This window comes from Bizionia sp. M204 (assembly GCF_023205095.1).
GTDB classification, from domain to species: Bacteria; Bacteroidota; Bacteroidia; order Flavobacteriales; family Flavobacteriaceae; genus Algorimicrobium; species Algorimicrobium hallyeonense.
The window spans coordinates 1026538-1038953 of sequence record NZ_CP046242.1; the positions used below are offsets into that span (position 1 = coordinate 1026538).

The window sequence follows — 12416 nt, forward strand, 5'->3', positions numbered from 1 at the left end:
TGTTTCACAAAGGTAAAGCATATTTAATAGCGGACAAAAATATCCGAGATAAAATATGCTTTTCTGATATTCCTAGATTTTAAGATAAAAATTTACTAATCGCTAATTAATATAGACTTAACGTTTACAAATTCTTTCATACCAAATCCACCGTGCTCACGACCATAACCAGAATCTTTTACACCACCAAATGGCATTGTAGGATCGGCCAAACCAAAGGAGTTGATAAAAACCATTCCCGTATCAAAATGTGTTTCAGCTAACTTTGTAGCACGATCTACGTCCTTGGAAAAAATTCCGCCTCCCAATCCAAAACGGCTGTCGTTGGCAATTCGCATGGCGTCTTCTTCATCTTTAGCTTTGATAAGTGATGCAACGGGTCCAAAAAGTTCATCATCGTAAGCTGGCTGTCCAGGTTTTACATTTTCTAAAACTGTAGCCGGATAATAATAACCGTCACCTTCTTGCGGTTTTCCACCACATAGAATTTTTGCTCCTTTTTCAACACTTTCCGTTACTTGTTTATGGATTTTTTCACGTAAATCTTTGCGAGCCATAGGACCTAACTCCGTCTCTTTTTCATTGGGATTTCCTAATTTAATTTCGCTCATAGCCTTTACAAAAGCGTCTTTGAATTTATCGTAAATGGCATCCACAGCAATAAATCGTTTGGCAGCAATACATGTTTCACCGTTGTTATAAATACGACCCATAACAGATTGTTTTACGGCATTTTCCATATCAGCATCCTTTAAAATTAGATAAGCATCATTACTTCCTAATTCTAAAACGGTTTTCTTTAAATTTTCACTAGCCAATTTACCAATAGCTTTTCCAGCAACTGGACTACCTGTAAGGGTAACACCTCTAACTAATTTATGTTTTATAACCGTATCTGATTGGTCGTGATCTATTATTAAAACGCTAAATAATCCATCTGGTAAGCCTGCATTTTTAAATATAGATTCTAAACGTTTAGCCGTTCCAGTAACGTTAGCAGCATGCTTTAATAACACACTATTTCCAGCCATTAAATTAGTAATAGCATAACGAATTACCTGGTAGCTTGGGTAATTCCAAGGCTGAATACCGTAAATAATTCCAATAGGTGCGTAGGTAATAATACCTTTACCGCCGTTGGATAATTCGCGGGTTTCGTTTTTTAAATTATCGGCAGCAATAGAGGCGGAATAATCGCAAATACCAGCACACAATTTTACTTCCTGATGACTTTGTTTAATGAGTTTTCCCATTTCGTTTGTCATAAGTTGTGCTAATTCGGACTTTTGATTTATTAATTCTTTTCCTATTGCTTGAATTATTTTACCACGTGCTTCAATGGATTTTGAACGCCATGCTGTAAACGCTTTGTGCGATTTTTCTATTATTAACTCCACTTCAGAATCAGACATATAATTATAGGTTTCCAACGTTTTTCCAGTGGCTGGGTTTATAGTTTTAAAGGTTTTTGTTTCAGTTTTCATAGTTTTTATTTTTTATTGTTGTTCACTTGGCACGATATACACATCATTAATATTTACATGATCAGGTTGTGATAAAGCGTAGTAAATAGCGTTGGCAATATCATCGGCTTTTAAAGTTGTCATGCTCTCCATGCCAGACATTTTCTCTTTAATGTCTTCATCGGTAATGGTATCAGTTAAATTCGTATCCACAGCTCCGGGCTCAATAGACGTTACATTAATACCGTATTTTGGTGCTAATTCTTGTCGTAGTCCTTCGGAAAACATTTTAACAGCAGATTTTGTAGCGCAGTAAACCGCACCTCCTGGGAAATAACGATTTGCAGCCATAGAAGAAATATTAATGATGTCACCGCCTTTATTTTTGATTAGAGTAGGGAGTACAGCTGACACACCATTTAACACGCCTTTAATATTGACGTCTACCATGGTATTCCATTCATCAGTTTTTAATTTTTCAACAAATGATAAGGGCATTAAACCTGCATTGTTAATTAAAGAATTAATGGTTCCATATTTTTCTAGTGTTTTAGTCACCACAGTTTCAAATGCTTTTTTATCAGTAACATCTGCAGTTACAACATATGCTTCACCTTGGTTATCTTCAATTTCTTTTTTTAAAGTGTTTAATTTATCTGTGCTTCTGGCCGTAAGCACCACTTTAGCACCTTTTTTAGCTAATAGTTTTGCTGTAGCTTTACCAATTCCACTTGAGGCTCCAGTAATTATAATGACGTTGTTTTTCATAGTTCCATAGTTTTAGAATTTTTTAGGTTTTCAGGAATGTAATTATTATCAATGTATCAGACAGTCTCTAATAGATTTATATTTAACGCAATACAAAAAATATTAATAGTAATTACGGATGTTTTTGGAATGTTTGAAATTTTAAACCAAACCTATTAGCATAAGTTTTCTTGCTACAATAGGAGAAAGAGGAATTTGCCTTGGCCTTTAATCAAAGGGGCTCATTATTTAAATTTCTGAAGAAAAAACACAATTAAGGAATAACCAACTTCAAGAGAAAATAGCATTTGGGCATCCAAAATTATAATTTGGTAGTAAATTCGTGCATTAGTAAAAACAATATTAGCTTGCTAAATCATGACACCATTGTGAAATAGTGATAATTCGGCAAGCTAATGTTGTAAAAAAGTTGATTAGTAAGTAGGTTACTTTTTAATCACTTTATAGGAATAAGATTTTTCATTAGTATCAATAATCAAAACATAAACGCCTGTAGCAAAATTATTGAAATCTATGCGTTGCATTTGATTATTGGATGCTTTAGAAGTAATCAGTTGCCCTTGTACAGAGTAAATGGTATACTTATAATTTGTTAATTGGGTATTAATTGTTAAGAAGTTAGAAACCGGATTTGGATAGAAACTAACAGCATTAAAATTAACTTTGGTTAAACCTAATGTTGAACTATCATAAATGCCTAAATCAATATCTAAATTGTTTGAACCACCTGCTGTTAGCGTCACATTGACAGTTTTGGTTATAGGATCAAAATCACTATCTACTGTGGGATCTCCACCTGCATTTTGAATACTAATATCTGGCAAGTTTAAGGTAGGTACTGCAGTTAAGGTATACGTTCCTGGTGTTAAAGCAGGTAAGATGTAAATACCGTTGGCATTAGATGTTGTAGATCCTAAAAAGCCATTTCCTGTAATGCGAATTGTTACACCTTCTACACCAGTCTCACCTGAATCCTTAATGCCGTTACCGTCCAAGTCATTCCAAACTAAATTGCCAATTTCAAACAAATCAAGGCTGTTTGAAACAGGGTCTGCTATACTTGTAGGATTTCCTAATAATGTTGGTGCGCAAGAGTTTCCTGAAGCAGCATAATTTATGATAGCTGTAGCTTCTAGCGTTGTTGTAGGTCTTGCAATAATAATACAATCTGAAACACCATTAAGATTGGTAATGGTATTGTTTGTTATTTCAGCATTAATAATATAATTTTCATCATCAATACCTGATGAATCTGTAATTAAAATTCCCGCTTGACTCATATCGGCAGGTGAATTGTCGGAATTTGGATTATCTATAGTATTATTATTAATAACTAAATTCCAAACGTCTGTTGAAACATCATCGCAAAATGGCCTAACATAAATACCGTTGTTTATGATACCAGATATCGTGTTGTTATCAATTGTTAAGGTTGCTTGCACACCATTGGATGTACTGTCACCATCTATAAACATACCATTACTCGTGTTTAAATTATCACCTATAATGGTGTTATTTGATATAGTTCCATAAAGGGTGTTATTAATACCATCTAAATTAATTAAAAGCGCATCACCATCCACATTGGTTAACATGTTTCCAGCAATAGTAAAGCGAGCTTCTAAATTAGTAGCTGCAGGACTACCATTTCCTAGGTGTACATCTATACCGCTACCAGATCCAAGCCAGTTGCTGAAATTATTATTGGTTATTACCAAAGTTGCATGGCTATTGTTATTTTCAAAAGCAACCTCTATAGCATCATCTTCTAATGTTCCTGTGTTGGAGTTATTATCAATCAGAATATTAGCATCTCCACCAATACCATTTTCACCTACACCAATTTTTATCAGGTCGTCATTGCCGAAATTACCAAAACTATTATTTAAAATAGAGGTACTCAATTCTGTAGTACTATTAGAGTTCAGATAGATTCCGTTTGTGTTATCTGCTGAAAACGCGTTACCAATTACGGATATATGACCCAATACATTGGACATATGAATAATACCTTGACTATTAGAGTTTAAAGAAGAGGTTAAGGTAAACCCAGAGATTGTAATATTTCCGGTATGTCCAGCCGCAAAAAAAGCTGGTGCCGAATTACCATTAATGGTTGCATTACCTGCATTTTCTGCTTGAATAGAAATACCATTTGGTCCCGTAGCAAGATTAATACTTTCGTTATAAGTACCATTGGCAACAACTATTATATCATTATTGGATGCGGCATTTACCGCAGCTTGAATAGTAGATTGATCTGTTGGAACATGGATAACCGTTTGTGCTAAAGCAAACTCTGTTATACATAAGCAAATTGTAAAAATTGTAAACGTAATTTTTTTCATGTGTTTAAAAATTTGGGGTTATTAAAATTGGGGTCAAATATAACCTTTATATAAAATTATACTAGGTTTAATGTATTAAAGGTTTAGGGTTTTAAAATTTCGGCAAAATTTTTATGCGGTTTTAACCCTAATTTCAAGTAAATGAATAGTATAGACGTACATGTTAATTATTTATAAGCGCTTCAATAGCGTAGTAGAGCCTGTTCTGGGCATTAGCTTGCGACCCAAAAAAGGAACGGAACAAGGTGCCATTTTCTGTAATTAATACCCATTGCGGAGTCCCTTCTGCTTCGAATTGATCATAGACTCTATGATGTTCGTCAATGTAAATTGGAAAGGGAATTTGACCATTTCGAAAAATACGCGTTATAGATGTTTTAGTTCCTTCTCGATTCTTAAAATCAGCATGAATACCAATTACTTGAATAACCGGGTATTTTGTTTGAAATTCATAAGCAAGAGGAATAGCGCGTCCTGTACATCCTAAACAGTCATTATTATAAATAATTAGTAATAAAATTTTGTTGTTGTACCTCGATATTAAATCAACAACAGCACCTTCTAAATCTTTAACATGAATGGATTGGATTTTTGAAGTCATATTTCAGTAAGATTTTAAGGATAACAGAATTTATTCATGGTTATAAAATTAATCATATTTAATAGATTAAAAATCAACTAAACATTATTTAATTATTAATGTTGTTTATGTGTTATTTACATGTACTTTTGCGCCCTCAAATAAATTTGGTATGAAGCGCATAAACGAATACAAGAAACTCTTTGGAGTTGAAAAGGAATTGGAACTTAAGTCTTTAAAAAAGAGCTATCGTGATTTGGTTAAAGAGTGGCATCCAGACAAGTTTCAAGATGGAGACGAGCGTCAAGAAGAAGCTGAAATAAAAAGTAGAAAGATTATAGATGGCTACCATTTTTTAGTCAGTATTGCACCAGAAACTATTGCTGCTAATTTAGAAGCTTACACAGAAACCATTACCAATTCTAGTATTGCAGATTATACCCATAAAGGCTTATTACTTGAAATTTTCTTTCAAGACGGTTCGTCTTATGAGTATTTTGGTGTAACGAAACAAGTGTATATTAAAATGATTAATAGTGATAAATTAAACCGTTTTGCAAAACGTAGTATCTATCCAAATTACACCTATAGAAGAACACAACGCACGCTAGAAAACGCGTAACACATAAAATAGTTTTTAACTTTTAATAAAAATTTAAAACTCCAATAGCGGTCTGTTTGGTCATATCTATTGGAGTTTTCTTTTTATAAATACATGATTATTAACACGCCTGATAATTGTCATGTTATCTAATTATTATATTTTATACTTTAGTAATATCTTCATTCTCACGAAGAAATTTAAAAACTTGGGTATGCGAATATTTACAATTCTACTGTTCATTTTACTGCTGAATAGCTGTAAGTCTGAAAAAAAAATAGAAGAATCTATTGATAATTATGTTCCCGCACGTACGGAATTAAGTTACGATTCTAAAATCTTTCTAGGTAATCGCTTATTTTCAGAAAAAACCTGTGTTACCTGTCACGACATAGACACCTATTTTAAAGCGCCATCGGTTATTGAAATTATGAAGGTGTACAAAGAAAACAACGCTGATATTGTGGCGTTTTTAAAGGGCAATTCCAAACCAATTTTAGATGTAACGGCAAGTGAAATTGCTATTATGCAAGACAATATTGATGGGTTCCTAAAAAATATTACCGATGAGGAACTAAATGCCATCGCTACATATATGATGCATGTTGATGAGTTGGTGAAAAATAGATAGCATTTTTTATAATAAAATGTGCATAAATCAAGCGTAATAAAAGCTATGACACATTGTGTTTATAAATATCAGCAATTTTCGGTCGGATTACTTCAAATGATTTGTATTTTTCAGAAAAATATTTTTAAAATGTCGAAAGAACAATTTATGAAAGAAGCTGTAAACGCAGCTTTAAAAGGAATGAATAATAACGAAGGTGGACCATTTGGTTGCGTTATTGTTAAAGATGGAAAAATAGTTGGACGTGGAAATAACAAAGTTACCTCTAGTAATGACCCTACGGCACATGCTGAAGTGACTGCCATTAGAGATGCCTGCAAAAATTTGGGCTCTTTTCAATTGGATGGTTGTGAAATTTACACATCTTGCGAACCGTGTCCTATGTGTTTAGGTGCTATTTATTGGGCAAGACCTGATAAAGTGTATTACGGAAGTAGCCAAAATGACGCTGCTAATATTGGTTTTGATGATGAGTTTATATACAAGGAAATTCCATTACCATATGCTGAACGTAGCATTCCATTTGAGCAATTGGCGCGCGATATTGCTATTGAACCTTTTCAGGAATGGACGAAAAAAATTGATAAAACGGCTTATTAGATTAGAGATAACGTCAGTTCGAGTGTTCCGAGTTTACGAGAAATGTATCAAGAACGTTTGTTATAATAAAACCTTCTCGACACAAAATTTCTAAATTGAAATTTCACTCGAAGTGACGATATAGTTAAGAAGCAATTCTCCAATCGATAGAACTTTCTAAAACAAATTGAAACTAAAACATGATCACCTTCATACTAAATAACAAAACCATTAAAACGCCAGAACATGCGGGAATGACGTTATTGGATTTTGTTCGTTACCAACAACGACTCACTGGCACCAAAATAGGATGTCGTGAAGGCGATTGTGGTGCATGCACCGTTTTAGTCGGCACTCTAAATGAGCGTGGTGTTATGGAATACCAAACTATTACATCCTGTATTTCACCATTAGGAAATGCCCATGGTAAACATATTGTAACGGTTGAAGGTACTAATCTAAAAGACAAATTAACTACGTCTCAAGAAGCCATGAAAGCAAATTACGCCACGCAATGTGGTTTTTGCACACCAGGTTTTGTCGTTTCGCTAACAGGTTTTGCATTATCAAATTCGGAAAAAAACTATAGTAATGCTTTAGATGCTATTAGCGGAAACATCTGTAGATGTACAGGTTACAAAGCCATAGAGAAAGCAGCACTTCAAGTGGTTGAAAAATTAGAAAATCAAGAAGTTCATTCTTTTGGTTGGTTGATTGATCATGGCTTTATTCCAGAATACTTTAAAAGCATTCCACAACGTTTACTAGATATTAAAGCAAAGGAATTAAATCAGCCCAAAGGAAAATTTGTTTCTGGAGGAACTGATTTATACGTGCAACAAGCCGATGATTTGGCGGATAACGATGTACACTTAATTGCTGAAAAAGGTTATTTAAAAGGAATTTCAATTAATGATGCTATCTGCACAATTGGAACCAATGCAACGGTTACCGATTTATGGAATCATACGGAACTAAACAGTTTGCTACCCAACTTACGAAAACACCTGAAGTTGGTGTCTTCAGAACAAATTAGAAATATGGCTTCCTTCGGTGGAAACCTAGTAAACGCGTCGCCAATTGGCGATATGACCATTTTCTTTTTAGCGTTAAATAGTGAGCTTACTATTATTGACGAACATGAAAATGAACGAACCCTTGCACTTAAAAATTTCTACCAAGATTATAAGAAATTTGACTTAAACGATGGGGAATTACTAAAGGAAATCCGTTTCAATATACCGTCAAATCAGTCCTATTTTAATTTTGAAAAAGTTTGCAAACGTACACATTTAGATATTGCAAGCGTTAATTCGGCTATTCATATTGCAGTAAATGACGATCATATTTCAGAAGTTCATGTATCCATTGGTGGCGTTTCCGCTATCCCAAAATATTTGCACGAGACCTCTAAATTTTTAAGGAGAAAAGATTTGACTGTTGAAATCATAATGCAGGCTAACGAAATTCTTCAATCTGAAATCTCACCAATTAGTGATGTTCGTGGCACTAGTGATTATAAACGACTATTGGCAAGACAATTATTTTTCGCACATTTTACCACGTTATTTCCAAAACAATTCACTTTAAACGATTTTGTTCAACATGCATAAAAACAAATCACATACCAATTTAGATTCTAAACTTGATGCCGTTACAAAATCATTAAAAAACAGCGTTAAAAATAGAGATTCGTACACGCATGTTCGTGGCGAATCACTCTATGTGGACGATGTCAATATCAGACAAGGTACCTTCCATGCTGTTGTTTTTGATTCACCAAAAGCACATGGAAAAATTATAAGTATCGATTATTCTAAAGCAGAAGCCTTGGAAGGTGTTGAACGTATTTTTACCTATAAAGATATTCCTGGTATTAATGAAATTGGGGGAATCATTGCAGATGAACCACTTTTTGCAGAAGATGAAGTCCATTTTTGGGGTATGCCAATTGCTCTTATTGTGGCAGAAACCGAATTTATTGCACGCCAAGCCAGACAATTAATTGCCATTGAAATTGAAGAATTACCAGTGATTACAACGGCCAAAGAAGCCAAAGCCAAAGGTAGTTTTATCAACGCACCACGTTCTTTTAGTTTAGGAGACACGGAAAAAGCATTTGCCAATTGTGAGTATGTGTTTGAAGGCGAAACTTTTTCAAACGGACAGGAGCATTTATATATTGAAACACAAGGTGCCTATGCTGAACCATTGGAGAATGGGAACATAAAAATCACATCGTCCACCCAAGGACCAACGGCTGTGCAAGCCACAACAGCGCGCGTTTTAGGTATTGCCATGAATAAAATTGAAATTGATGTTACCAGACTTGGTGGTGGTTTTGGTGGTAAAGAAGACCAAGCAACACCTTGGGCTGTTATGGCAGCTTTAGCCGCGTATTATTTAAATCAATCGGTTAAATTGGTTTTGAATCGTCATGATGATTTACGCATGACAGGTAAACGCCATCCGTATGAAAGTACTTATAAAATAGGTTTATCTAAAGACTTGAAAATTTTAGCTTACCAAGCGGAGTTTCTTCAAAATTCTGGTGCTGCAGCCGATTTGTCGCCAGCCATAGCAGAACGAACTTTATTTCACGCCACAAATAGTTATTATGTACCTAATGTAAGTACAACCGTTTTAAGTTGCAAAACCAATTTGCCACCAAACACCGCGTTTCGAGGTTTTGGTGGACCACAGGGTATGTTCGTCATTGAATCTGCTATTGCAAAAGCGGCTCATGAAATTGGCGTGAGTTCAAGACAAATTCAAGAAGCGAATTTATTGGATGAAAATGATACGTTTTCTTATGGACAAATTGCCAAACAAGTAGAAGCGAAAAATTCATGGAATTCGGCAAAATTAGTATTTAATAGTGACGCATTGGAGCAGGAGGTGGCTGATTTTAATAAATTGAATTCTGACTTTAAAAAAGGCATCGCTTTTATGCCAATAACTTTTGGTATTTCCTTTACAAATACTCCAATGAATCATGCGCGTGCTTTGGTTCATATTTATTTGGATGGAAGTGTTGGTATCAGCACGGCCGCTGTAGAAATGGGACAAGGTGTTAATACGAAGATGATGCAAATTGCCGCTGATATATTTTCCATTCCTATTGAAAAAATCAAGATAGAAACGACCAATACAACCCGAGTTGCCAATACCTCGCCATCAGCTGCTAGCTCTACTGCAGATTTAAATGGAAAAGCTACACAAATGGCATGTCATGCTCTTTTGGAGCGTTTAAGGTTAGTAGCGTCTGAAGAATTGAATAGTAAAGTTGATGATATATCATTGCGATACGAATTTATTCATATAAATGACAAAAAATCCGAATTATCTTGGACAGAACTCATTAGTAAAGCCATGTTAAAACGTGTAGCTTTAACGGAAAATGCCCATTATGCCACACCGGAAATTCACTTTGATAAAACCAAGGAAAAAGGCCATCCGTTTGCCTACCATGTATATGGAACAGCTATTATTACCACTACAGTAGATTGCACACGTGGAACTTATGAATTTGATAGCGTGAAAATGGTTCACGATTACGGAAAAAGTATGAGTGAAGGGATTGATTTAGGTCAAGTTGAAGGTGCTTTAATTCAAGGTATTGGTTGGATGACGATGGAAGAAATTGCGTATAATGAAGATGGAAAATTACTTTCTAATGCCTTATCAACTTATAAAATTCCAGATTTATTTTCGGTGCCTAAAATTGTTGAAACCATTCCTTTGGAAACTGAAGGTCATGAGCACGCTATTTTAAAATCGAAAGCCGTTGGTGAACCCCCTTTAATGTATGGTATTGGTGCTTATTTTGCACTTCAAAATGCAATTAAAGCCTTTAATCCGAATTATAATTTAAAGTTTCATGCACCTATGACACCAGAAAAAGTTTTGATGAGTCTTTATCAAAAATAATCTCTTTTCAAATCTTCATTTTTGATAACCGAATATTCAGAAATAGCATAATGTTCCAAAACAGCATCTAATAAATAATCGCGAACCACTAGAATTACATGGTGTTTCTCATCCAATTGAAATTTTGAAATCAATTGTTCAGCCGATTCATGCAACCCATCATTTTTCAATTCTAATTTTCCAATTTCATCAATAATGATGTAGGTATTAGGGTTATTAGAAGCTATTGACAATAAATAATTATTAGCTTTATCAAAGGCAGATTTTAAAAACCGAAAGCTTCCAATTTGAATAATTTTTTCAGTTTCAACATCAGTTCCAACTTCAAGTGCAACTTCTACTTCAGATGGTATCTTTAAAAAAAACCGTTTGCCAACCGAATTATCGGGACATAGCAAACCATCTACATCTTGTCGGTTTTTACACCAATTGAAAAGCGTGGTTGTTTTACCTGATCTAATGGCACCTGTTAAGATGTAAATCATTCGGTAGGAATTTTAAAATGGATGCAATTAGAAATACTATTCGCCATAAAATACTCAAATCGCGCATAACCTTTTAAATGCTTGGTTTCTTTCCATGTATAGGCCATAATTTGTCGGAAATATGGAAACAAATCCATTGCATTGCTGATATCTTCTTGATACTTGGACTCCTTATGTTTAAGGTACTTTCGAATGAACTTCAAAAGAAAAGGCCCTAAAACTAGATACCAAATCATTAAAATAAAGAAACTACGTAGGATAATATAAATCGCTTTTTGCCAGCCAAATAAAGTACCGCCAAAAAAGGTGAAAGCTAAAACAATAATAGCAATGGTTATGAGCCAAACCCAAATGATTTTTGATGAATAATTGCGTTTTGGGGTGTTAGTATTTGCAGTTAGAGTTACTGGTTCTAAATAAAAATCGGTGTTTGCTTTGGTTGCAATAATTCCAATCATACGATTGATAAAAAGTCCAGCCAGTAAGCCACAAACACCATAAATAAACAAATATAATCCAATCAAAACCGATGTCGTAGATGTTTCGGTAAGAAGATTTATTTTGTTCTGAATCCATGACCCATAGATGTTTATGGCTTCCCAAAATTCGGTACCATAAATTATAGTCAAGGTTAATAGTTTTTGCAGTGCCGACTGCAAGAAGGTAACCGCGCCTAAAACAATCAACGAAAAACTATGCCATGAGAAATTGGAAAATAAGAAAGCTGCTAGAACCGCTTGAAAACTTACGGATATATAGGCTGTAAAAGGGGAGTAGGGACTAACCGCCATTTTTATAATTAATACAATAATTAAAGCTTTTAAAATGGATTGCCATTTATTTTCGGCATAGAAGGCAATCAAACTAATTAATAAAATAGCGATTCCACCAACAATCAATCCTGTAAATGGCGAATTGAATACATGTAAAAAACCACCTAAACCAGATTCGTTTAAAGCCCAAAGTGCAGTTAGTCTGTTTATAATGAGTTTGTTGTTTTTCATGTGTACCTCCTGCGAAAGTAGGAATCT

The 12416-nt window shown here is 34.4% G+C and carries 11 protein-coding genes; 5 read left to right on the forward strand and 6 right to left on the reverse strand.

The features are described from left to right. Positions 1-95 precede the first annotated feature (95 nt). The 4 genes from GMA17_RS04620 to GMA17_RS04635 all read right to left on the reverse strand — a co-directional run bounded on the left by GMA17_RS04620 (position 96) and on the right by GMA17_RS04635 (position 5180). Complete coding sequence (locus tag GMA17_RS04620; protein ID WP_248399615.1) at positions 96-1484, reverse strand: NAD-dependent succinate-semialdehyde dehydrogenase; 1389 nt, start codon at positions 1482-1484, stop codon at positions 96-98. Positions 1485-1496: 12 nt separating this feature from the next. Then, entirely contained in the window at positions 1497-2231 is a 735-nt protein-coding gene (locus GMA17_RS04625; RefSeq protein ID WP_248399617.1) for an SDR family oxidoreductase, read from the reverse strand. Between the two features lie 425 nt (positions 2232-2656). Further along, entirely contained in the window at positions 2657-4579 is a 1923-nt protein-coding gene (locus GMA17_RS04630) for an SdrD B-like domain-containing protein (protein ID WP_248399619.1), read from the reverse strand. Between the two features lie 163 nt (positions 4580-4742). Next, positions 4743-5180, reverse strand: coding sequence for a redoxin domain-containing protein (locus GMA17_RS04635; RefSeq protein ID WP_248399621.1), 438 nt, complete (start codon positions 5178-5180; stop codon positions 4743-4745). 151 nt (positions 5181-5331) lie between these two features. Between GMA17_RS04635 and GMA17_RS04640 the strand changes: the two genes are divergently transcribed. From GMA17_RS04640 to GMA17_RS04660, 5 genes are all read left to right on the forward strand, one after another. Continuing rightward, positions 5332-5781, forward strand: a complete 450-nt coding sequence (locus GMA17_RS04640; RefSeq protein WP_248399623.1) for a KTSC domain-containing protein — start codon at positions 5332-5334, stop codon at positions 5779-5781. Between the two features lie 193 nt (positions 5782-5974). Next, complete coding sequence (locus GMA17_RS04645) at positions 5975-6391, forward strand: c-type cytochrome (RefSeq protein WP_248399625.1); 417 nt, start codon at positions 5975-5977, stop codon at positions 6389-6391. A gap of 129 nt (positions 6392-6520) precedes the next feature. After that, on the forward strand, positions 6521-6991 hold the full coding sequence (locus GMA17_RS04650; RefSeq protein WP_248399626.1) for a nucleoside deaminase: 471 nt from the start codon (positions 6521-6523) through the stop codon (positions 6989-6991). Between the two features lie 179 nt (positions 6992-7170). Then, entirely contained in the window at positions 7171-8583 is a 1413-nt protein-coding gene (locus GMA17_RS04655) for an FAD binding domain-containing protein (RefSeq protein WP_248399628.1), read from the forward strand. Continuing rightward, positions 8576-10900 (forward strand): xanthine dehydrogenase molybdopterin binding subunit, encoded by a 2325-nt coding sequence (locus tag GMA17_RS04660; RefSeq protein WP_248399630.1) that lies wholly within the window; start codon positions 8576-8578, stop codon positions 10898-10900. The genes GMA17_RS04655 and GMA17_RS04660 overlap by 8 nt, the downstream gene beginning before the upstream one ends. Here the strand turns inward: GMA17_RS04660 and GMA17_RS04665 are convergent. Continuing rightward, positions 10891-11385, reverse strand: a complete 495-nt coding sequence (locus GMA17_RS04665; RefSeq protein ID WP_248399632.1) for a nucleoside-triphosphatase — start codon at positions 11383-11385, stop codon at positions 10891-10893. The genes GMA17_RS04660 and GMA17_RS04665 overlap by 10 nt on opposite strands. Further along, complete coding sequence (locus GMA17_RS04670; protein ID WP_248399634.1) at positions 11382-12389, reverse strand: hypothetical protein; 1008 nt, start codon at positions 12387-12389, stop codon at positions 11382-11384. The genes GMA17_RS04665 and GMA17_RS04670 overlap by 4 nt, the downstream gene beginning before the upstream one ends. Positions 12390-12416 lie beyond the last annotated feature (27 nt).

Bases quoted from the DNA above. Each gene is read 5' to 3' on its own strand.
- GMA17_RS04620 (WP_248399615.1), bottom strand. From the start codon at position 1,484: ATGAAAACTGAAACAAAAACCTTTAAAACTATAAACCCAGCCACTGGA.
- GMA17_RS04625 (WP_248399617.1), bottom strand. From the start codon at position 2,231: ATGAAAAACAACGTCATTATAATTACTGGAGCCTCAAGTGGAATTGGT.
- GMA17_RS04630 (WP_248399619.1), bottom strand. From the start codon at position 4,579: ATGAAAAAAATTACGTTTACAATTTTTACAATTTGCTTATGTATAACA.
- GMA17_RS04635 (WP_248399621.1), bottom strand. From the start codon at position 5,180: ATGACTTCAAAAATCCAATCCATTCATGTTAAAGATTTAGAAGGTGCT.
- GMA17_RS04640 (WP_248399623.1), top strand. From the start codon at position 5,332: ATGAAGCGCATAAACGAATACAAGAAACTCTTTGGAGTTGAAAAGGAA.
- GMA17_RS04645 (WP_248399625.1), top strand. From the start codon at position 5,975: ATGCGAATATTTACAATTCTACTGTTCATTTTACTGCTGAATAGCTGT.
- GMA17_RS04650 (WP_248399626.1), top strand. From the start codon at position 6,521: ATGTCGAAAGAACAATTTATGAAAGAAGCTGTAAACGCAGCTTTAAAA.
- GMA17_RS04655 (WP_248399628.1), top strand. From the start codon at position 7,171: ATGATCACCTTCATACTAAATAACAAAACCATTAAAACGCCAGAACAT.
- GMA17_RS04660 (WP_248399630.1), top strand. From the start codon at position 8,576: ATGCATAAAAACAAATCACATACCAATTTAGATTCTAAACTTGATGCC.
- GMA17_RS04665 (WP_248399632.1), bottom strand. From the start codon at position 11,385: ATGATTTACATCTTAACAGGTGCCATTAGATCAGGTAAAACAACCACG.
- GMA17_RS04670 (WP_248399634.1), bottom strand. From the start codon at position 12,389: ATGAAAAACAACAAACTCATTATAAACAGACTAACTGCACTTTGGGCT.